This window comes from Pseudomonas sp. S2_A02, assembly GCF_054668495.1.
Genome location: NZ_CP162776.1, coordinates 1,874,775 through 1,895,988 on the forward strand (window position 1 = coordinate 1,874,775; position 21,214 = coordinate 1,895,988).

A 21,214-nucleotide genomic window follows, 5' to 3' on the forward strand; every position below is an offset into this window, starting at 1 on the left:
AACAGGTCATGCAAGAAAATTTAACGGGCAGTAGTCTTTCTCACCAGACGCAAAGCAGCAATCACCACCGCAAATACCGCCAACGTGGTGGTGTACAACGCCAGCGCCGGAAACCCGAACACCAGCGCCAGCACCGCCAGCCACCACCCTGCTCGCCCCGGCAACACAAAACCGATCACCGCAGCGGCCACTGCCGACCAGCCCAGCACCTTGAAATGAATCATCAAGCCCAGGTTCGACCGAATCTGGCATTCCCAGCGACTGGCCTCGTCAACGCAAATGCCGACCCACTGAGCATCCTCCATGAAGCCATAACGCGCGCCATAACTGGCGGCCAGCCACAACGGCAGAAGAACGAGCAACAGGATCACGGGCAGACGGCGGGACATGCAACACTCCAATAAACGAAATCGGCGGCCAGCTTAATCCCCCGCCCGCGGTAAGCAAGTGACATCAACAGATAACTGTTCATGAAATAGCTGCAAAGTGTATCGTCCTGCTACCGTTGCTCCGAAATCAGGCCTGTTTGGTGCCGATCATGGCACTTTGGCGCAAATGCTGTGGTCATAGCCTGCGAACTTCATTCGGCACCTTCCTCTAAGGGATCTAGTCATGCTCCGTTCCTTGCGCTTCGCCGCCCTGTTTGGCGGCTTGTTTTTAAGTGCGTCCGCACTGGCGGCAGACATTGATGCCGCCAGTTACGGCTACCCCCTGACCAACCCGTTCGAGGCGACTATCGCCACGACGCCGCCGGAGTTGCGCCCGGAGTTGCCGCTGGACGACGATATCAATCAGGAGGATCGCAGCGTCACATTGCGCCCGGAGCGGGAATTCAGCCTGCCAGACAACTTCTGGCCGGTAAAGAAACTCACCTACCGCATCGCCACGCAAGATCAAGCGGCACCGTTGATCTTCCTGATCTCCGGCACGGGTGCACGCTATGACAGCACCCTCAACGAGTACCTGAAAAAGCTCTATTACAAGGCCGGCTATCACGTGGTGCAGCTATCGTCGCCGACCAGCTTCGACTTCATGACCGCCGCCTCGCGTTTCGCCACCCCTGGCGTAACCAAGGAAGATGCCGAAGACATGTACCGGGTGATGCAGGCCGTGCGGGCGCAAAACCCGAAACTGCCGGTCACCGACTATTACCTGACCGGTTACAGCCTCGGCGCTCTGGATGCGGCCTTTGTGGCGCACCTGGATGAAACCCGTCGCAGCTTCAATTTCAAGAAAGTCTTGTTGCTCAACCCACCCGTCAATCTCTATACCTCAGTCACCAACCTGGACAAGCTGGTACAGACAGAGGTGAAAGGCATCAACAACTCCACCACTTTCTATGAGTTGGTGCTGGACAAACTGACCCGTTACTTCCAGCAGAAGGGCTACATCGACCTCAACGATGCGCTGCTCTACGACTTCCAGCAGTCCAAACAGCACTTGAGCAACGAGCAGATGGCGATGCTGATCGGCACCTCGTTTCGCTTCTCGGCGGCCGACATCGCCTTCACCTCGGACCTGATCAACCGCCGCGGCCTGATCACGCCACCGAAATACCCGATCACCGAAGGCACCACCCTCACGCCGTTCCTCAAACGTGCGCTGCAATGCGACTTCGACTGCTACCTGACCGAACAGGTCATTCCGATGTGGCGCGCCCGCACCGACGGCGGCAGCCTGCTGCAACTGATCGATCAGGTCAGCTTGTATGCGCTCAAGGACTACCTGCACGACAGCCCGAAAATCGCCGTCATGCACAACGCCGACGACGTAATCCTCGGCCCTGGCGACCTGGGATTCCTGCGCCGGACCTTTGGCGACCGTTTGACTGTTTATCCATTGGGCGGCCATTGCGGCAACCTCAACTATCGCGTCAACAGCGACGCCATGCTGGAGTTTTTCCGTGGCTAAATACCCCCTGCTGATCGCAGCGTTACTCTGTGCAGGCGTCGCCAACGCCGACAACAGCAAAGCCAATGCACCTGTGGTGGTCGATAGTGACGGCTTCAAGGAACCACTGAGCAAACTCAAATTCAACCCGGGGCTGGATCAGCGCGAGTTCGAACGCTCGACGCTCAACGCGTTGAACGTCTACGATCCGCTGGAAGAGTGGAACCGCCGCGTCTACCACTTCAACTACCGTTTCGACCAATGGGTGTTCCTGCCCGTGGTCAACGGCTATCGCTACATCACCCCAAGCTTCCTGCGCACCGGTGTCAGCAACTTCTTCAACAACGTCGGCGATGTACCGAACCTGGTGAACAGCCTGCTGCAATTCAAGGGGCAGCGTTCGATGGAAACCACCGCGCGCCTGCTGCTCAACACCACCATCGGTGTCGCCGGCCTGTGGGACCCGGCCACCGCCATGGGGCTGCCGCGCCAGAGCGAAGACTTCGGTCAGACCCTGGGCTTCTACGGCGTACCGGGCGGCGCCTACTTCGTGCTGCCGATCCTCGGCCCGTCGAACCTGCGTGACACCGCAGGCCTGGTGGTGGATTACACCGGCGAATCGGCGATCAACTTCCTGAACGTTGCCGAAGTCAGCTCCAACCATCCGGAAGTCCTGGCGCTGCGTATCATCGACAAGCGCTATCAGAACAGCTTCCGCTACGGCCAGCTGAACACCCCATTCGAGTATGAAAAAGTGCGCTACGTGTACACCGAGTCACGCAAGCTGCAGGTCGCCGAGTAATTCCGACGGCGACAAAAAAGGCCATTCGATTTGCGTCGAATGGCCTTTTTATATTCTTGCCACACCACAATCCACTGTGGGAGCGAGCCTGCTCGCGATGAGGTCATAACATTCACCATCAATGTTGACTGCCAGACCGCTATCGCGAGCAGGCTCGCTCCCACAGGTTCAGCCCTTTACCGTTTTCCAGACCTTGCTGACAGCCATCACCCCAATCAACACCGCCGCACCCGCCACAATCCCCGCCACCGCATTCAGCAACGTCGGTACGATAAACCCGGCCCCACCGGCACCCGCGCTGACACCCTCGATCCAGTGATGAACCACCGGCACGCCGTGGGTCAGAATCCCGCCGCCGACCAAGAACATCGCCGCGGTGCCGATCACCGACAGGCTTTTCATCATGTACGGCGCTGCACGCAGAATCCCGCCGCCGATGCTTTTGGCCATTTGCCCAGGCTTCTGAGTCAGCCACAGGCCGAGGTCGTCGAGCTTGACGATGCCGGCCACCAGGCCGTAGACACCAATGGTCATGACGATGGCGATGCCCGAGAGCACGATCACTTGCTGGGTCAGCGAAGCGGCAGCCACGGTGCCCAGGGTGATGGCGATGATTTCCGCCGAGAGGATGAAATCGGTACGAATGGCACCTTTGATCTTGTCCTTCTCAAATGCCACCAGATCGACCGCCGGGTTGGCTACAGCCTCGACCAGTTCTGCGTGTTCGGCCTGATCTTCAGCTTTGCTATGCAGGAATTTGTGGGCGAGTTTCTCGAAACCTTCGAAGCACAGGTAAGCGCCACCGACCATCAACAACGGCGTGACCAGCCACGGAATGAACGCGCTGATGGCCAAGGCCGACGGCACCAGAATCAGTTTGTTGAGGAACGAGCCCTTGGCCACCGCCCACACCACCGGGATTTCTCGCTCGGCACGCACGCCGGAAACCTGCTGGGCGTTGAGCGCCAAATCGTCGCCAAGCACGCCGGCGGTCTTCTTCGCGGCCATTTTGGTCATCAACGCCACATCGTCCAGTACGGTGGCGATGTCGTCGATCAGCACCAGCAAACTGCTTCCTGCCATGAATCAGGTTTCCTTCTTGAATGAATGGTGCGCAGCATAGCGCGACCCGAGGCTACACGGGGCATTCTTGAGCGCCGCGCGAGGCCGGTGCTACCATGCGCAACCGCCAGAACAGGCAAGGAACTCCTTGGTTTATGAGCACCATCCGCGAGCGCAACAAAGCACTGATCCTGCGTGCCGCCAGTGAAGAATTTGCCGACAAGGGCTTCGCTGCGACCAAAACCAGTGACATCGCGGCCAAGGCAGGGCTGCCCAAGCCCAACGTCTACTACTACTTCAAATCCAAGGAAAACCTCTACCGCGAGGTCTTGGAAAGCATTATCGAGCCAATTCTGCAGGCCTCGACGCCGTTCAACGCTGACGGCGTGCCCAGCGAAGTGCTGAGCGGCTACATTCGCTCGAAAATCCGCATCTCCCGTGACCTGCCCTTCGCTTCCAAAGTGTTCGCCAGCGAAATCATGCACGGCGCCCCGCACCTGAGCCCCGACCTGGTCGAGCAGCTCAACGGCCAGGCCAGACACAACATCGACTGCATCCAGACCTGGATCGACCGTGGCCAGATCGCCCCGATCGACCCCAACCACCTGATGTTCAGCATCTGGGCCGCGACCCAGACCTACGCCGACTTCGACTGGCAGATCTCTGCGGTTACCGGCAAGGCCAAGCTGGACGAGGCCGATTATGAAGCGGCGGCGCAGACGATTATCCGGTTGGTGCTTAAGGGGTGTGAGTTGGACTGATAGACCGTGGTGCGACCTTCGCGAGCAACCCGCTCCCACAGGTTCGGTGTTGTACACAAAAGATGTGAACACCCTCAATCCTTGTGGGAGCGGGCTTGCCCGCGATGAAGGCGACTCGATCTGAAGTCTTAAAGCCAGATAGCATCCCACAACGGATAGTCGCCAAGCCGCTCTACAAGACCTGCCCGCAATGGATTGGCCACTACATACCGTGCCATCTTCACCAAGTCTTCTTCTCGCCTCAATGCCCGGTCGTGATAGCCCTGCTGCCAAAGTGGTCCATTCCTGTTACTGGAAAGATTCACCTCCCGCGTAATCAGTGACTTGGTCTGACGCATCAGATTACTGAGCGAACAGTTCTCCAACTCGACAAGCCAATGAAATTGATCAGGCATGACGACCCACGCCAGTGAGTTCACTAACCCTGTGTCTTGTGCATGGCGAAATTGATGAACAACCAATCTGCCCAATGCGAAATCCGCAAAAACCGGCTCGCGATCAAGTGTATTGGTAGTCAGTAAGTAGATTCGATTGGGTTCGGCATAGCGCCCCGTGCGCAGGCGATGTGAAGCAGGAAGATCAGGCAATCCGTTGCCCCTTCATGATGGATTCATCAGAAGACTAGACCTGAGCAGCCCATAGACCGCGACAATCCATTATCTGGATGTGTCCATGAGGCCGCCATCGCGGGCAAGCCCGCTCCCACAAGGATCGAAGTGTTCACAGACTTTGTGTCCACCTCCAAGGATCGAAGGTGTTCACAGATTTTTGTGTTCACCAAAAAACTGTGGGAGCGGGCTTGCCCGCGATGACATTCGATCAGACCCTGAAAATCAACCAACCACCCCCGCATCCGCCCTCAACCCCTGCGCCTCAACCGCTCTGATCGCGCACTGCTCATCAACATCAGACAAATCACCGCTGATGCCCACCGCCCCCAACACACTTCCATCCTGATCCCGAATCAACACGCCGCCCGGTACCGGGACGACGCTGCCCTGCCCCAGGCTATTCAGTGCGGCGAAGAAGGCCGGGCGTTGTTGGGCGTCCTGGGCCAGCAGGCGTGAGCCTTTGCCCAAGGCGATCGCGCCCCAGGCTTTGCCGATGGCGATCTGCGGGCGCAGCAGACTGGCGCCGTCTTCGCGTTGCAGCGTTATCAAGTGCCCGCCGGCGTCCAGTACGGCAACGGTCAAGGGCGCGGCAGAGATTGCACGACCTGCGGAGAGGGCCTGATTGGCCAGGTTGACTGCGACGTTCAAGGTTAAAGCGCTCATGGTGCCGTCCTCATTTTGTTATTGGGAAAGCCGTTGGATTGCTTTCTGTCGCGCAATCCGATGCAACAAATAGAACACAATGAATTATTTTTTTGTATACAATAATCCTCGAAAAGCGCCACACGCGACGAAAAGCCACAGTCCTTCGGGCTTCCGACGAATGAAACAGCTGCTTGAGAAAATGGATTGACCTGCGCCGTCCGCCGTGAATAAACTCTGCGCAAAGCCACTTGTATACAATTACAAAACGTAAGAGGCACAAAACCATGAGCAAAATGAGAGCAATCGAAGCCGCCGTTCTGGTGATGCGCCGTGAAGGGGTTGATACCGCTTTTGGCATCCCGGGCGCAGCGATCAACCCGCTGTACTCCGCCTTGCAGAAGGTCGGTGGCATCGATCACGTCCTCGCTCGCCACGTTGAAGGCGCCTCGCACATGGCCGAGGGCTACACCCGCACCAAGGCCGGCAACATCGGCGTGTGCATCGGCACGTCCGGCCCAGCCGGCACCGACATGGTCACCGGGCTCTACAGCGCCTCGGCCGACTCGATCCCGATCCTGTGCATCACCGGCCAGGCACCGCGGGCCCGGATGCACAAGGAAGACTTCCAGGCCGTCGATATCACCAGCATAGTCAAGCCGGTCACCAAGTGGTCGACCACCGTTATGGAGCCGGGCCAAGTGCCTTACGCGTTCCAGAAAGCCTTCTATGAAATGCGCTCCGGCCGCCCAGGCCCGGTGCTGATCGACCTGCCGTTCGACGTGCAGATGGCTGAAATCGAATTCGACATCGACGCCTATGAGCCGCTGCCGCTGGCCAAGCCGACCGCTAACCGCGTGCAAATCGAGAAGGCTCTGGCCATGCTCGATCAGGCTGAACGTCCATTGCTGGTGGCCGGTGGCGGCATCATCAATGCCGACGCCAGCGAGTTGCTGGTGGAGTTCGCCGAGCTGACCGGCATTCCAGTGATCCCGACCCTGATGGGCTGGGGCACGATTCCGGACGATCACCCGCTGATGGTCGGCATGGTCGGCCTGCAAACCTCGCACCGTTACGGCAACGCCACGCTGCTGAAGTCGGACGTGGTGCTGGGCGTTGGTAACCGTTGGGCCAACCGTCACACCGGTTCGGTCGACGTTTATACCGAAGGCCGCAAGTTCATTCACGTCGACATCGAACCGACCCAGATCGGCCGCGTGTTCACCCCGGACCTGGGCATCGTGTCCGACGCCGCTGCCGCGTTGACCGTGTTCATCGAAGTCGCTCGCGAATGGCAAGCCGCCGGCAAGCTGAAAAACCGCAGCGCCTGGCTGCAAGACTGCCAGCAGCGTAAAGCCAGCCTGCAGCGCAAGACTCACTTCGACAACGTGCCGGTCAAACCGCAACGGGTTTACGAAGAGATGAACCAGGTGTTCGGCAAGGACACCTGCTACGTCAGCACTATCGGTCTGTCGCAGATTGCCGGCGCGCAGTTCCTGCACGTCTACAAGCCGCGTCACTGGATCAACTGTGGTCAGGCCGGCCCGTTGGGCTGGACCATTCCGGCAGCACTCGGTGTGGTCAAGGCAGATCCGACCCGCAAGGTGGTGGCGCTCTCGGGCGACTACGACTTCCAGTTCATGATCGAAGAACTGGCGGTGGGCGCGCAGTTCAAGCTGCCGTACATCCACGTGGTCGTGAACAACTCGTACCTGGGGCTGATCCGTCAGGCTCAGCGCGGTTTCGAGATGGACTACTGCGTACAGCTGTCCTTCGACAACCTCAACGCTCCGGAACTCAACGGTTATGGTGTCGACCACGTCGCTGTCGCCGAAGGCCTGGGTTGCAAGGCGCTGCGGGTATTCGAACCGGATCAGATCCAGCCTGCCCTGCGCAAGGCTCAGGAACTGATCGAAGAGTTCAAAGTGCCGGTGATCGTCGAGATCATTCTGGAGCGCGTGACCAACATTTCCATGGGCACCGAGATCAACGCTGTCAACGAATTCGAAGACCTGGCGCTGATTGGCAACGATGCGCCAACGGCGATTTCGTTGCTCGATTAACTGCTGACCGTTCCCCGTGTGGGAGCGGGCTTGTGTGGCGAGGAGCTTGCTCCCGCTGGGTCGCGAAGCGGCCCCAAAAGCTTTGCGACTGCTTCGCAGCCGAGCGGGAGCAAGCTCCCTCGCCACACAAGCCCGCTCCCACAGGGACTGCACATATTTACGGGAGACCACCATGCCGCGTTTCGCAGCCAACCTGTCCATGCTGTTCACCGAGCAGGATTTTCTTGCCCGTTTCGACGCTGCCGCCAAGGCCGGCTTCAATGGTGTCGAATACCTGTTCCCCTACGATTTCAGCTCCGCCGAAATCAAGGCCAGGCTCGATGCCAATGGCTTGACCCAGGTGCTGTTCAACCTGCCGGCCGGTGACTGGGCCAAGGGCGAACGCGGTATCGCGTGCTTGCCAGATCGGGTCGAAGAATTCCGCGCCGGTGTCGATCTGGCCATCGCTTACGCCAACGTGCTGGGCAATACCCAGATCAACTGCCTGGCCGGTATTCGTCCACAAGGCGTCGACGATGCCACCGTGGAAAAGACCTTTGTCGCCAACCTCAAGTACGCGGCCGACAAGCTGCAAGCGGCGGGCATCAAACTGGTAATGGAAGCGATCAACACCCGTGACATTCCGGGCTTCTACCTGAACAACACGGCGCAAGCCCTGTCGATTCGCGAGCAGGTCGGCAGCGCCAACCTGTTCCTGCAATACGACATCTATCACATGCAAATCATGGAGGGCGACCTGGCCCGGACCATGGCTGCGCACCTGGGCGAGATCAACCACATCCAGTTGGCCGACAACCCAGGGCGCAACGAACCGGGCACCGGTGAAATCAATTACCGTTTCCTGTTCGAACACCTGGACCGCATCGGTTATCAGGGTTGGGTTGGCTGTGAATACAAGCCGCTGACCACCACCGAAGCGGGTCTTGGCTGGTTGAAAACCCATAACGCGATTTGATTGATCAACACAAAACACTGTGGGAGCGGGCTTGCCCGCGATGAGGTCGGCACAGCAAACATCAATGTTGCCTGACCTACCGCAATCGCAGGCAAGCCAGCTCCCACTGAATCTGTTGTGTTTTTCAGACTGCATTTCAGCATCGGAGCGTGCGCTGCTCCCACCTGCACCTTAAAAAAGAGGATTTTCTCATGGCTAAAATCGGATTTATCGGCACCGGCATCATGGGCCACCCAATGGCGTTGAACTTGCAGAAAGCCGGTCACAGCCTGTTCCTGTCGGCACATCACGACCCCGCCCCTGCCGACCTGATCGCCGCTGGCGCCGTCGCGCTGGCGAACCCGAAAGAAGTGGCCCAGGAAGCCGAATTCATCATCGTCATGGTGCCGGATACCCCGCAGGTCGATGACGTGCTGTTCCGCGCCGACGGCGTTGCGGCGGGCGTGAGCAAGGGCAAAGTCGTGATCGACATGAGCTCGATCTCGCCGACCGCCACCAAGGCCTTCGCTGCCAAGATCAATGAGAAAGGCGCGCAGTACCTCGACGCGCCGGTGTCCGGCGGTGAAGTCGGCGCCAAGGCTGCAACACTGAGCATCATGGTCGGTGGCGATGCCGATGCGTTCGAACGCGTCCTGCCGTTGTTCCAGGCCATGGGCAAGAACATCACCCTGGTCGGTGGCAACGGCGACGGTCAAACCGCGAAAGTGGCGAACCAGATCATCGTCGCCCTGAACATCCAGGCCGTGGCCGAAGCATTGCTGTTCGCCTCGAAAAACGGTGCCGATCCGGCCAAGGTGCGTGAAGCGCTGATGGGCGGTTTCGCGTCGTCGAAGATCCCTGAAGTTCACGGCGAACGCATGATCAAGGGCACCTTCGATCCGGGCTTCCGCATCAGCCTGCACCAGAAGGACCTGAACCTGGCCCTGGCCGGCGCTCGCGAACTGGGCATCAACCTGCCGAACACCGCCAATACCCAGCAAGTGTTTAGCACCTGCGCGGCTATCGGTGGCAGCAACTGGGACCACTCGGCGCTGATCAAGGGCCTGGAACACATGGCGAATTTCTCGATTCGCGATAAGTAACACCGATCTGAAGCTGGCTCGGTTCCTGTGGGAGCTGGCTTGCCTGCGATGGCATCAACTCGGTCTACCTGAAAGACCGCGTCGCCTGAATCGCAGGCAAGCCAGCTCCCACAGGACCGCGTGCAACACCTGCTTTCGCTTTATCCCAATAACAAGAATCCCGGGAGCCCGCCATGTCGGTCGATCCGCAACAACTGCTGCGCGAGCTGTTTGCCACAGCCATCGACGCGGCCCATCCGCAGCACGTCCTCGAAGCCCATTTGCCCAAAGATCGCAGTGGTCGGGTGATCGTCATCGGCGCCGGTAAAGCCGCAGCCGCCATGGCCCAGGTGGTCGAGCGCTGCTGGCAGGGCGAAGTGTCCGGCCTGGTGGTGACCCGTTACGGTCACGGCGCCCCGTGCGAAAAAATCGAAGTGGTCGAAGCCGCGCACCCGGTGCCGGATGCGGCTGGTTTGGCTGTCGCGAAACGGGTGCTGGAACTGGTCAGCGGCTTGAGCGAAGACGACCGCGTGATCTTCCTGCTCTCGGGCGGTGGCTCTGCCCTCCTCGCCTTGCCCGCTGCCGGCATCACCCTCGCCGACAAACAGTCGATCAACAAAGCCCTGCTCAAATCCGGCGCGACCATCGGCGAGATGAATTGCGTGCGCAAGCACCTCTCGGCAATCAAGGGCGGGCGTCTGGGCAAAGCCTGCTGGCCGGCCACGGTCTATACCTATGCGATTTCTGACGTACCGGGCGACCTCGCCACGGTCATCGCGTCCGGCCCCACCGTGGCCGACCCGAGCACCTCGGCCGAAGCGCTGGCGATCCTCAAGCGTTATGGCATCGACGTCCCGGCCTCGGTGCGTAGCTGGCTGCAAAACCCGGAATCGGAAACGGTCAAACCTGGCGATCCGAGCCTGGCCCGCAGTCATTTCCAGTTGATCGCACGCCCACAGCAATCGCTGGAAGCGGCAGCGGTAAGAGCCCGTCAGGCCGGCTTCAGTCCGTTGATTCTTGGCGACCTGGAAGGTGAATCCCGGGACGTGGCGAAAGTCCATGCCGGCATTGCGCGGCAGATCGTCCAGCACGGCCAGCCGCTGGCAGCGCCGTGCGTGATTCTCTCCGGCGGCGAAACCACCGTCACCGTGCGCGGTAATGGCCGTGGCGGGCGCAACGCCGAATTCCTGCTGAGCCTCACCGACAGCCTCAAAGACCTGCCCGGCGTCTACGCCTTGGCGGGTGACACCGACGGTATCGACGGCTCCGAAGACAACGCCGGCGCCATCATGACCCCAGGCAGTTACGCCCGCGCCGCAGCCCTCGGCCTGAGCGCCAGCGATGAACTGGACAACAACAATGGCTACGGCTATTTCGCCGCGCTGGATGCGCTGATCGTCACCGAACCGACCCGCACCAACGTCAACGACTTCCGCGCCATCCTGATTCTCGAGAGCACTAAACATGACGCCTGACAAGAAGGTCAAAATCCTCGCCACTCTTGGCCCGGCCACCAACGGGATCGACGACATCCGTGAACTGGTGCAGGCCGGGGTCAATATCTTTCGCCTGAACTTCAGCCACGGCGATCATGCCGACCATGCCCAGCGCTATCAGTGGATTCGTGAAGTCGAGCGCCAGCTGAATTACCCGCTGGGGATTCTGATGGACCTGCAAGGCCCGAAATTGCGGGTCGGCAAATTTGCCCAAGGCAAAGTGCAGCTGCATCGCGGTCAGGCCTTGCGTCTGGACCTGGACCCGACGCCGGGCGATGAGCGCCGGGTCAACCTGCCTCACCCGGAAATCATCGCAGCGCTGGAGCCAGGCATGGACCTGCTGCTGGACGACGGCAAGCTGCGCCTGCGAGTGGTGACCAAATACGCCGACGCCATCGACACCACGGTGCTCAACGGTGGCGAGCTGTCAGATCGCAAAGGAGTCAACGTGCCACAAGCGGTGCTCGATCTGAGCCCGTTGACCGCCAAGGATCGTCGCGACTTGAGCTTCGGTCTGGAGCTGGGGGTGGATTGGGTTGCGCTGTCGTTCGTGCAGCGCCCGGAAGACATTCGCGAAGCTCGCGCACTGATCGGCGACAAGGCGTTTTTGATGGCGAAAATCGAGAAGCCATCGGCCGTGACGCAACTGCGGGAAATCGCCGAATTGAGCGATGCGATCATGGTCGCTCGCGGCGACCTGGGCGTGGAAGTCCCGGCCGAAAGCGTGCCGCAGATTCAGAAAAACATCATCAGCACCTGCCGTGAGCTCGGCAAACCGGTGGTGGTGGCGACGCAGATGCTGGAGTCGATGCGCTTCTCCCCGGCCCCAACCCGTGCCGAAGTCACTGACGTTGCCAACGCGGTGGCCGAAGGTGCGGACGCGGTGATGTTGTCGGCGGAAACCGCGTCCGGTGAGTATCCGCTGGAAGCCGTGCAGATGATGAGCAAGATCATCCGTCAGGTGGAAAACGGCCCGGACTATCAGGCCCAACTGGACGTGAGCCGACCGAAAGCCGAGGCCACGGTGTCGGACGCGATCAGTTGCGCGATCCGCCGCATCAGCAACGTGCTGCCGGTGGCGGTGCTGGTGAACTACAGCGAATCTGGTACGTCGAGTCTGCGTGCGGCGCGGGAACGGCCGACGGTGCCGATCCTCAACCTGACGCCGAACCTGCAGACCGCGCGGCGTTTGACGGTGGCGTGGGGCGTGCATTCGGTGGTCAATGATCGGCTGCGCCAGGTGGATGAAGTGTGCTCGACGGCGCTGGAGATTGCCCAGGCACAGGGGATGGCTCAGCGGGGGGATACGTTATTGATCACGGCGGGCGTGCCGTTCGGGCAGCCGGGGTCGACCAATTCGTTGCGCATCGAGACATTAATCTAACTCCCCACACCATGATCGTTCCCACGCTCTGCGTGGGAATGCAGCCCGGGACGCTCCGCGTCCCAAGAGCAGACGCAGAGCGTCCATTGAGGCATTCCCACGCAGAGCGTGGGAACGATCTGTACTGACAGCCCCCATCATGCCTGCCAACCACTTCAACACCCACTGCCCCGACTGGGCCACTGCCCTGCTCAACGGTTTCAGCCAGATCTTTCTCCAGCGCCATCCGCTGTGCGGTCTGCTGTGTCTGTTGGCGATTCTGTTCAGCGCGCCGGCCCTGCTCGGCGGTGCGTTGCTGGGAGGTGTCGCCGGTTTGCTCACCGCGCAACGTCGCGGGTACACCAAGGCTGATCGTCAGGCCGGGCTGTTCAGCTACAACGGTATTCTGCTCGGTCTGCTGCTGAGCCTTTATTTCCCATGGTCAGCGCTGTTGCCACCGCTGATCATTGCCGCTGGGGGCCTGAGCGCGATGCTCACTCAGCAATGGCTCAAGCGTTCGCGCGATCATCATTGCCTTCCCGCCTATACCGCGCCCTTCGTCGGGATGAGCTGGTTGCTACTGTCGTTTGCCGCTCCCCAGCAACCCGCGCCGCTGATCGAAATGACCACACTCAACTTGCTCGCCGCGTCATTGAAAGGGCTCGGTCAGGTGCTGTTCCTCGGTCATCCGCTGGCCGGTGCTCTGATTGCCACGGGTTTGCTGATCGCTGACCGTCGTGCCTTCCTGTGGGCGCTGCTCGGTTCCGTTGCCGGCCTTGGATTCGCGCTTCTGTATCACGAAACATCAACCGCGCTGCTGGGTTTGAGCGGTTACAACGGCGTGCTCGCTGCCCTCGCCTTCAGCCAAAATCGTCGCCAGCCTTGGCTGCCATTGTTAGGAATCCTGCTGGCGGTGTTGCTCACACCGGGGTTCGCCACACTCGGTCTGGCCACGTTGACTGCACCCTTCATCCTCGCCTGCTGGCTGATTCGCGCAGGCATTCGGGTGCTGCGTCAGGCCGCCATAGACAGCGCGCCTTGCGCTACCGGGGAGAATCGACCTAGGCTTCGCTGATTCTCGATTCAGGCGTTTTCCATGGACAGCAGTAAAAACTGGCGTGAAGCGCTTTACGTCATCATCTTCCAATCCGATACCCCGGCCGGTCGGCGCTTCGACAGCATTCTGCTGTTGATCATCCTCGCCAGCCTGGTGATCGTGATTCTGGACAGTATCGACAGCGTTCACCAGAACTACGCCGACATACTGGCGTATATCGAATGGGGCTTTACCGTCGTTTTCGCCATCGAGTACGGCCTGCGTCTGTACTGCTCGCCCAAGCCGCTGCGCTACGCGTTCAGCTTCTACGGGCTGGTGGATTTGCTAGCGATCGTGCCCGGCATTCTCGCCCTGTATTACAGCGATGCGCAGTACCTGCTGATCATTCGAATCATTCGGATGCTGCGGATTTTCCGCGTGCTCAAGCTCAGCCCGTATCTGAAGCAAGCCAACTACTTGATGACGGCGCTACGCGGCAGCAAGCAGAAGATCGTGGTGTTTCTGCTCAGCGTCAGCACCCTGGTGACGGTATTCGGCACTCTGATGTATGTGATCGAAGGCCCGGAACATGGCTTCACCAGCATCCCCAAAGGCATCTATTGGGCCATCGTCACACTGACCACGGTGGGCTTTGGCGACATCGTGCCCAGAACACCATTGGGTCAGGTGGTTTCGTCGCTGGTGATGATCACTGGTTACTCGATCATCGCCGTGCCAACGGGGATTTTCACCGCGGAACTGGCCAACGCCATGCGCGGTGAACAATTGCAACACGATTGCCCGACCTGCCAGAAAAACAGTCACGAACATGGCGCAGCATTTTGCTCCCGCTGTGGCAATGCACTGTTCAAGAAACTGGAATAAGCAAAGTGCTTTTTAATCTTTAAAGGACTATGCGAGCCCGGCTATAGTCGCCGGCAAATTGCCAACACTTTCCATAGAACATGTTTGATAAAACAAGGAATGCGCAGTGAAAAAACTCTTTGGCGCCTCACTTCTGGCCGCTGGCCTGGCTTTGGGCAGCATGGCTCAGGCTGCACCGACCCTGCTTAACGTTTCCTACGACGTGATGCGAGATTTCTACAAGGACTACAACGCTGCCTTCCAGAAACACTGGCAAGCCGAGTACAACGAAAACATCACGCTGCAGATGTCCTTCGGCGGTTCCAGCAAGCAGGCGCGCTCAGTGATCGATGGCCTGCCGGCTGACGTCATCACCATGAACATGGCCACCGACATCAACGCCCTGGCGGACAACGGCAAACTGGTCCCGGACAACTGGGTCACGCGCCTGCCAAACAACAGCGCGCCGTTCACCTCGGCCACGGTGTTCATCGTGCGTAAAGGCAACCCGAAAGCCCTGAAAGACTGGCCGGACCTGCTCAAGGACGGCGTGCAAGTGATCGTCCCCAATCCGAAAACCTCGGGCAACGGCCGCTACACCTACCTCTCGGCGTGGGGTTATGTGCTGAAAAACGGCGGCGACGAGAACAAAGCCAAAACCTTCGTCGGCAAACTGTTCAAACAAGCGCCAGTGCTGGATACCGGTGGCCGTGCAGCGACCACCACGTTCATGACCAACCAGATCGGCGACGTGCTGGTGACCTTCGAAAACGAAGCGGAAATGATTGCGCGTGAATTTGGTCGTGATCAGTTTGAAGTGATTTACCCGAGTGTTTCCGCTGAGGCCGAGCCGCCGGTGTCCGTGGTCGACAAAGTGGTCGAGAAAAAAGGTACTCGTGCTGCCGCTGAGGAATATTTGAAGTACCTGTGGTCGCCGGAAGGTCAGGAGATTGCCGCGGCCAACTACCTGCGTCCGCGTGATCCGACGGTATTGGCCAAGTACATCGATCGCTTCCCGAAAGTGGATTTCCTTTCGGTGGAGAAGACCTTTGGTGACTGGCGCACAGTGCAGAAGACCCACTTCAATGATGGTGGGGTTTTTGATCAGATTTACAGCGGCCAGTAATTCCTGAGCCAAACGAAAAGGCGACCTAGGTCGCCTTTTTTTGTGGGGGCTTGAAGATCAAAAGATCGCAGCCTTCGGCAGCTCCTTGTATCTCGACTATTGCTCCATCAGGAGCGATAGTTCTCGACTGATCATCGAGGGAGGGACCTGGAAGCCGTGCAGCTCCTTAGGCTTTTTGCCTGTGACGTAGATCGTGCTCCAACCCTCCACACTCACTCGTACAGTTCGAACGGTATCTTGGGCCCGTCTCTGGCGAGAGCCCGCATTCACAAGGTTGGACAGAGTGTAGTGATGATCGCAACTGATCTGATTGGGAGAAGACATGTCCAGTTTCGTCGGCGTCGATGTCGCTAAAAACACCTTTGATATCGCTACACACCTGCCGAATGGCAAGCATAAAACCAAAGCCAAACTGGCGAACGACGCCAAAGGATTCAAAGAGTTTGAAGCCTGGCTGCACAAGCAGGTCGAACCTTCGGCACTGATCGTGATGGAGGCCACCAGTGTCTATCACCTGGCGCTCGCCGAGTTCGTCTACAACAAGGGTTACCGGGTTTGCGTGGTGAATCCGGCCACGACCCATGCCTACGCCGGCAGTGAGTTACGCCGGATCAAAACCGATAAAAGCGACGCCAAGCTGATCGCGGACTTCGCCCGGGAAAAGGATGAAAAGCTTCAGCCATGGGCGCCGGAGCCTCTGAAGTATCGCCAGTTGAAAGCCTTGGTTCGCCGCCTGGATGACCTTCAGGAAATGCAGCAAATGGAGCTCAATCGTCTGGGGGTATCTGACGAAAAGGTCAAAGCCTCAATTAACTCCGTGCTGCACCATATCGAAAAAGAGATCGCTGAAACGCACAAAGCGATCAAAAAACACATCGATGACGACCCGGATATGCGTCAAATGCGCGACTTGATCGTGACCATCGACGGTATCGGGCAGAAAACGCTTGAGCGGCTGCTGGCCGAGCTGGGCGACCTGCGTAAATATGACGATCCTCGCAAGCTGGTTGCTGCTGCTGGGTTGAACCCCAAGCTGCAGGATTCGGGACTGCTCAAAGGCCGTACTGTGATCTCAAAAATCGGCTCAGCGCGCGTGCGGGCAGGCCTTTACATGCCCGGCCTGGTGGCGCTGCAGCACAACAAGGCGATCATGGCCATGAAGGATCGCTTGAAGGCCAACGGCAAGGCCCCCAAGCAGATCATTTGTGCCGCGATGCGCAAGCTGCTGCACTTCGTTTATGGCGTGCTCAAATCGGGCCAGCCTTATGACCCGAAACTTGCGCTTGCTCGGTGAGGTTTAAGACGGTATCTACAAAGGCTTTTGCGTACACCTGTAGGAGCTGCCGAAGGCTGCGATCTTTTGATTTTGATTTTCAGGGTTTGCGCCATGCCGTTACATTGGCGGGGTTATGCCGTCCTTGCCCGCTGCAATCGATTGAGCAGTGAGTGTCCCATCGGCACTTTGGGTCACGAACGTCACGATCTTCACGCCCACTTTCAGCAAGCTCCGATCCCCCGGCACCAGATTCACGATCGGCACATCCTCCGGCACCAGAATTTTCTGCTGGCCGCCCTTGTAGTTGACGGTCAGCACCCGGCCGTTGCTGACCACCAGATCGCCCACGCTGCCATTGGTCATGCTGCTGCCCTTGACCAGATCAAAGGGCCGATGGCCGTCGCCGCTGCCGGCCAGTTCCGGTGGAAACACGTGGACTTCCAGGGCCTTGAGAGAGCCATCTTCCTGCGGCACGGCAGCCGAGCCGATGTAGCTGCCGGGTTTGATGTCTTCGATATTGGCCACAGTAACGGCGCGGACGTTGGTGTCCTTGGTCAGGTTGATCACCACGTCTTCGCCGCTGTTGACGTGGACTTTCAGAATGTCGGCGCTGATACCGGTAATCTCGCCGCGTACACCGATGCGCATACCCGGTGCGTCCTGGGCCTGAGCCAAGGTTATCGTGAACACAGTGATCAAGGTGACGGCTGAAGCGCCGCGGATCAGGTGACGGAACATCGCATTCATAAAAGTGCCTTCCGTTTTATGAAGCGTTAAGAGAGAACATAAGCACGCTATCGAACAAGATGTTAGTGAATGTATCATTGGACGCGACAATCGCGACCGACGATTCAAAGGTCCAAATGACCGGCCTCTCTCAATCATTCTTCAGAGGCATGATGACTATCACCCTAATCCCTCTTCCGCCGCTCTAGCCAGCTGATTAGCCTCTGCGCATTCCTTTTTGTTCAACGAGATCCGTTATGAACCCAACGACTCAGGTGCCCCACGGCGCCGCGACAATGACCCGAGGCATGGTGCTGCTCTTCGCCTTCTGCTGCGGCGCCATCGTGGCCAACATTTACTACGCCCAGCCGATCATCGGCCTGATCGCGCCGGACATCGGCCTGACCGACACCATGGCCAGCCTGATCGTTTCGCTGACGCAGATTGGTTATGCGCTGGGTCTGTTCTTCCTGGTGCCGTTGGGTGATCTGCTGGAAAACCGCCGTTTGATGATTATCACCACCGTGGTGGCGATTGCCAGTTTGCTGGGTGCGGCGTTCACCGATCAGCCGAATGTGTTTCTGCTGATCTCGTTGCTGGTGGGTTTCAGTTCGGTGTCGGTGCAAATCCTGATTCCTCTGGCCGCCCACCTGGCGCCGGAAGAATCCCGTGGCCGCGTGGTCGGCGGCATCATGGGTGGTTTGCTGCTGGGGATTCTGCTGGCTCGACCGGTGTCCAGCGTAATAGCCGACCACTTCGGCTGGCGTGCGATGTTCGTCATCGCTGCGGTATTGATGGCGGCCATCAGCCTCGTGCTGGCCCTGACCATTCCCAAGCGCCAGCCCGATCACAGCGCTTCTTATGGCCAGTTGCTGGGTTCGCTCTGGACGCTCTTGCGTCAGCAGCCAGTGTTGCGTCAACGGGCGTTTTACCAAGCCTGCATGTTTGCCACATTCAGCCTGTTCTGGACTGCAGTGCCGCTGGAACTGTCGCGCAACCATGGCTTGTCGCAAACCCAGATCGCGATCTTCGCCCTGGTCGGCGCCATCGGCGCGATTGCCGCCCCCATCGCCGGTCGACTGGCGGACGCCGGCCATACCCGTATCGCCTCGCTGCTGGCCTTGCTATTCGCCAGCCTGAGCTTCCTGCCCGCCTTCATCCACCCGGCCTACAGCGTTATCGGCCTGGCGGTGACGGGGGTGGTGCTGGATTTCTGCGTGCAAATGAACATGGTCCTCGGCCAACGCGCGGTCTATACCCTCGACGCTAAAAGCCGTGGCCGCCTGAATGCGCTGTACATGACCAGCATCTTCATCGGCGGCGCGTTTGGTTCTTCGGTGGCCAGCGCGGTGTATGAGCATGGCGGCTGGTTATGGATCGTGATTGTGGGTAGTGCGTTTCCGTTGTTGGCGTTGTTGCGGTTTTTGAGTGTTTCGCAGAGGCATTCGTTGGCGACGGCTTAGGCCGCTAAAAGCTTCGCGGGCAAGCCTCGCTCCTACACGTCTTGCATTATCCCTGCAGGAGCGAGCGGTGCGGCGATCCGACTTGCCCGCGAAGGCGATTCGACTGATACCACTCAATGCCGAACCAGCTTCTCCATCGCCGCATCCGCGAGAAAGGAGGAGCGGCTTTTGACATTGTGCTCTCGCACATAACGGTCAATGCGCTGGATCACGTAGCCAGGCAGCGTCACGTTGACCTTCTCGGTCTTGCCCAGATACGGCGAGATGTCGAGTTCCAGCATCCCCCAACCCATGTTGGCAAATTCCGGATTCTCGCGGTGCGCAGCCGCTGAGGTCGGCATCGGAACTGACTCCCCGCCAGCCATGATCTCCTGCAGCATGATGTGGGCAATTTCGACCGCCGCGTTGTAAGCCTCTTCAAACGTATCCCCGGCCGTTACGGCACCAGGAATATCGGGGATCTGAATACCGATGGCGGTGTTCTCGTCGCCCCATTCGATACAGATTGGGTATTGCATTATGGATCTCCTGCCAAACTGGCTCCCGGGCAATAAAGACCGGCTCGCCTCCTGATGCTTTTAACCGTCCCGACCGGCAAATCCTTCTTCGGATGAGGGACGGGTATCGTGTAAGGGTTGTAACGGTGAGTGAAGATGTGATGACTGCCGGTGACCCGGTCCAGTGTCCAGCCCGCCTCTATCAGCTCCTTGATCAATAACCTGCTCTGCACCACCAGCCTCCTTGCTCCGGCCCGACAAAAATAACTCTAGAGTTATATTTACTCAAGCACAAAAATCCGGATCACGACGCTCGGTTGTTTTACAGAGTGTTGATTTTGCCGATTACCGTTGCTGGCAAAAGAGTCATAAACAAGCCTTGGTTTCGTTTATTGCGATTTTCGTTTGATTCGAATAGCCTTTCCGCATCGCTACTCAGAATGTAGGAATTTCATCATGTCCCTAGTCATCCACCCACCGATCAAACTGCCCATGGCGCGCGAAGTTCAGGCCGCTATCGAAGGCCAGCGCGCGCTCGCAGCCTATCTCGCCACTCAATTCGAAACCCAACGCATCCAGATTTTCGACGAGCAGAATGAAGCTCACAGCGTCGAGCTGCCCACTTCAGCCCTGCGGTTGCTGGTCGACATCCTGGCAGCATTGGCAGAAGGCAATGCGGTAAAGGTCGTCCCGGTTCACGCGGAACTGACCACCCAGGAAGCGGCGGACTTGCTCAATGTCTCACGCCCGCACCTGATCAAACTGCTGGAGTCTGGCGAGTTGTCCTACCACAAAACCGGCAAGCACCGACGTGTGCGCTTTGCCGATTTGATGGACTATAAAAACCGGCGCGACACCGCCAGCGAGCAAGCAATGACGCTTCTCGCCGAGCAAGCACAAGCGTTAAGGACAGGATACGAGTGAGGCATTCCCCTTTTACCGCTGTATATGACGCATGTGTTTTGTACCCCGCCCCCTTGAGGGACTTTCTGATGTGGCTCGCGCTCTCCGGACGTTTCAGGGCGCGATGGTCACTGGAGATACACAACGAATGGAAGCGCAATCTGCTGAAAAACCGCCCGGACCTGACAACAGAGCAATTGGATCGCACGTCCGACTTGATGGATCAGGCCATACCCGATGCTTGCGTATCCGGTTACGAAAAACTGATCGATGGGCTCACACTGCCCGACATCGATGACCGACATGTTCTGGCTGCCGCCATACGCTGCAATGCCAGTGTCATCGTGACGTTTAATCAGAGAGACTTTCCCGATGAAACACTCGGACCTTTTGGCATCGAGGCGCAGCATCCTGACGAATTCGTCGATAACCTCTTTGACCTGGACCCGGCAGCGGTTGTCGCCGCAGCACAACGACAACGCAAACAGCTAAAGCTGCCGCCGATGGATGTCGGCACCTATCTTGATCTGCTCTTTCGCCAAGGCCTGATCCAGTCGAGCAAGGCGTTGACCAATTATCGGGCGATTCTTTAATCGCCTCTCACAAACCCCGAAAAG

At 58.7% G+C, this 21,214-nt stretch carries 22 protein-coding genes; 15 read left to right on the top strand and 7 right to left on the bottom strand.

Features of this window, described 5'->3' with window-relative positions; genetic code table 11:
• Positions 1-20: 20 nt before the first annotated feature.
• Complete coding sequence (locus tag AB4O41_RS08520; protein WP_460147206.1) at positions 21-389, bottom strand: hypothetical protein; 369 nt, start codon at positions 387-389, stop codon at positions 21-23.
• 223 nt (positions 390-612) lie between these two features.
• On the opposite strand from AB4O41_RS08520, the gene AB4O41_RS08525 reads away from it, so the two are divergent.
• Positions 613-1,911 carry a serine/threonine protein kinase gene (locus AB4O41_RS08525; protein WP_460147208.1) on the top strand — a complete coding sequence of 433 codons (1,299 nt, stop codon included), beginning with the start codon at positions 613-615 and terminating at the stop codon, positions 1,909-1,911.
• A complete protein-coding gene (locus tag AB4O41_RS08530) occupies positions 1,904-2,692 on the top strand; it encodes an MlaA family lipoprotein (RefSeq protein ID WP_367374771.1) in 789 nt (262 codons plus the stop codon). The genes AB4O41_RS08525 and AB4O41_RS08530 overlap by 8 nt, the downstream gene beginning before the upstream one ends.
• A gap of 168 nt (positions 2,693-2,860) precedes the next feature.
• Here the strand turns inward: AB4O41_RS08530 and AB4O41_RS08535 are convergent, their stop codons facing one another.
• Positions 2,861-3,775, bottom strand: a complete 915-nt coding sequence (locus AB4O41_RS08535) for a DUF808 domain-containing protein (protein ID WP_460147210.1) — start codon at positions 3,773-3,775, stop codon at positions 2,861-2,863.
• 134 nt (positions 3,776-3,909) lie between these two features.
• On the opposite strand from AB4O41_RS08535, the gene AB4O41_RS08540 reads away from it, so the two are divergent.
• Positions 3,910-4,515 carry a TetR/AcrR family transcriptional regulator gene (locus tag AB4O41_RS08540; RefSeq protein WP_460147213.1) on the top strand — a complete coding sequence of 202 codons (606 nt, stop codon included), beginning with the start codon at positions 3,910-3,912 and terminating at the stop codon, positions 4,513-4,515.
• A gap of 128 nt (positions 4,516-4,643) precedes the next feature.
• On the opposite strand, the gene AB4O41_RS08545 is transcribed toward AB4O41_RS08540, so the two are convergent.
• Both AB4O41_RS08545 and AB4O41_RS08550 read right to left on the bottom strand, forming a co-directional pair.
• Entirely contained in the window at positions 4,644-5,102 is a 459-nt protein-coding gene (locus AB4O41_RS08545; RefSeq protein WP_460147215.1) for an REP-associated tyrosine transposase, read from the bottom strand.
• A 246-nt stretch (positions 5,103-5,348) separates the two neighbouring features.
• Positions 5,349-5,789, bottom strand: coding sequence for a GlcG/HbpS family heme-binding protein (locus tag AB4O41_RS08550; protein ID WP_460147217.1), 441 nt, complete (start codon positions 5,787-5,789; stop codon positions 5,349-5,351).
• Positions 5,790-6,055: 266 nt separating this feature from the next.
• Between AB4O41_RS08550 and gcl the strand changes: the two genes are divergently transcribed.
• The 9 genes from gcl to AB4O41_RS08595 all read left to right on the top strand — a co-directional run bounded on the left by gcl (position 6,056) and on the right by AB4O41_RS08595 (position 17,026).
• The gene (gcl, locus tag AB4O41_RS08555) at positions 6,056-7,831 is read left to right on the top strand and encodes a glyoxylate carboligase (protein ID WP_460147218.1); all 1,776 of its coding nucleotides are present in this window, start codon (positions 6,056-6,058) and stop codon (positions 7,829-7,831) included.
• Positions 7,832-8,003: 172 nt separating this feature from the next.
• Positions 8,004-8,786, top strand: coding sequence for a hydroxypyruvate isomerase (gene hyi / locus AB4O41_RS08560; RefSeq protein ID WP_460147219.1), 783 nt, complete (start codon positions 8,004-8,006; stop codon positions 8,784-8,786).
• A gap of 191 nt (positions 8,787-8,977) precedes the next feature.
• Entirely contained in the window at positions 8,978-9,868 is an 891-nt protein-coding gene (locus AB4O41_RS08565; protein ID WP_460147220.1) for a 2-hydroxy-3-oxopropionate reductase, read from the top strand.
• 173 nt (positions 9,869-10,041) lie between these two features.
• Entirely contained in the window at positions 10,042-11,322 is a 1,281-nt protein-coding gene (locus tag AB4O41_RS08570; RefSeq protein ID WP_460147222.1) for a glycerate kinase type-2 family protein, read from the top strand.
• Entirely contained in the window at positions 11,312-12,727 is a 1,416-nt protein-coding gene (gene pyk, locus AB4O41_RS08575) for a pyruvate kinase (protein WP_460147223.1), read from the top strand. Before AB4O41_RS08570 ends, pyk begins: the two co-directional genes overlap by 11 nt.
• A gap of 139 nt (positions 12,728-12,866) precedes the next feature.
• Positions 12,867-13,781: an urea transporter gene (locus tag AB4O41_RS08580; RefSeq protein WP_460147225.1), complete on the top strand. Its 915-nt coding sequence runs from the start codon at positions 12,867-12,869 to the stop codon at positions 13,779-13,781.
• A 21-nt stretch (positions 13,782-13,802) separates the two neighbouring features.
• A complete protein-coding gene (locus tag AB4O41_RS08585; protein ID WP_454870069.1) occupies positions 13,803-14,627 on the top strand; it encodes an ion transporter in 825 nt (274 codons plus the stop codon).
• Between the two features lie 106 nt (positions 14,628-14,733).
• A complete protein-coding gene (locus AB4O41_RS08590; RefSeq protein ID WP_460147227.1) occupies positions 14,734-15,732 on the top strand; it encodes a sulfate ABC transporter substrate-binding protein in 999 nt (332 codons plus the stop codon).
• Positions 15,733-16,054: 322 nt separating this feature from the next.
• Positions 16,055-17,026, top strand: a complete 972-nt coding sequence (locus tag AB4O41_RS08595; RefSeq protein ID WP_460144197.1) for an IS110 family RNA-guided transposase — start codon at positions 16,055-16,057, stop codon at positions 17,024-17,026.
• A gap of 99 nt (positions 17,027-17,125) precedes the next feature.
• Here the strand turns inward: AB4O41_RS08595 and AB4O41_RS08600 are convergent, their stop codons facing one another.
• Positions 17,126-17,755, bottom strand: coding sequence for a hypothetical protein (locus tag AB4O41_RS08600; RefSeq protein ID WP_123360180.1), 630 nt, complete (start codon positions 17,753-17,755; stop codon positions 17,126-17,128).
• A gap of 236 nt (positions 17,756-17,991) precedes the next feature.
• On the opposite strand from AB4O41_RS08600, the gene AB4O41_RS08605 reads away from it, so the two are divergent.
• Positions 17,992-19,197, top strand: a complete 1,206-nt coding sequence (locus AB4O41_RS08605) for an MFS transporter (RefSeq protein ID WP_460147229.1) — start codon at positions 17,992-17,994, stop codon at positions 19,195-19,197.
• A 113-nt stretch (positions 19,198-19,310) separates the two neighbouring features.
• Here AB4O41_RS08605 and AB4O41_RS08610 read toward each other — a convergent pair whose 3' ends face one another.
• Positions 19,311-19,715, bottom strand: a complete 405-nt coding sequence (locus AB4O41_RS08610) for a type II toxin-antitoxin system HicB family antitoxin (protein WP_460147231.1) — start codon at positions 19,713-19,715, stop codon at positions 19,311-19,313.
• Complete coding sequence (locus AB4O41_RS08615; RefSeq protein WP_427626725.1) at positions 19,715-19,927, bottom strand: type II toxin-antitoxin system HicA family toxin; 213 nt, start codon at positions 19,925-19,927, stop codon at positions 19,715-19,717. The genes AB4O41_RS08610 and AB4O41_RS08615 overlap by 1 nt, the downstream gene beginning before the upstream one ends.
• Before the next feature lie 223 nt (positions 19,928-20,150).
• Here AB4O41_RS08615 and AB4O41_RS08620 point away from each other — a divergent pair, with 223 nt between their 5' ends.
• Together AB4O41_RS08620 and AB4O41_RS08625 are read left to right on the top strand one after the other, a co-directional pair.
• Positions 20,151-20,618, top strand: coding sequence for a helix-turn-helix domain-containing protein (locus AB4O41_RS08620; protein ID WP_460147233.1), 468 nt, complete (start codon positions 20,151-20,153; stop codon positions 20,616-20,618).
• Positions 20,615-21,190 carry a PIN domain-containing protein gene (locus AB4O41_RS08625; protein ID WP_460147235.1) on the top strand — a complete coding sequence of 192 codons (576 nt, stop codon included), beginning with the start codon at positions 20,615-20,617 and terminating at the stop codon, positions 21,188-21,190. The genes AB4O41_RS08620 and AB4O41_RS08625 overlap by 4 nt, the downstream gene beginning before the upstream one ends.
• Positions 21,191-21,214: the final 24 nt, after the last annotated feature.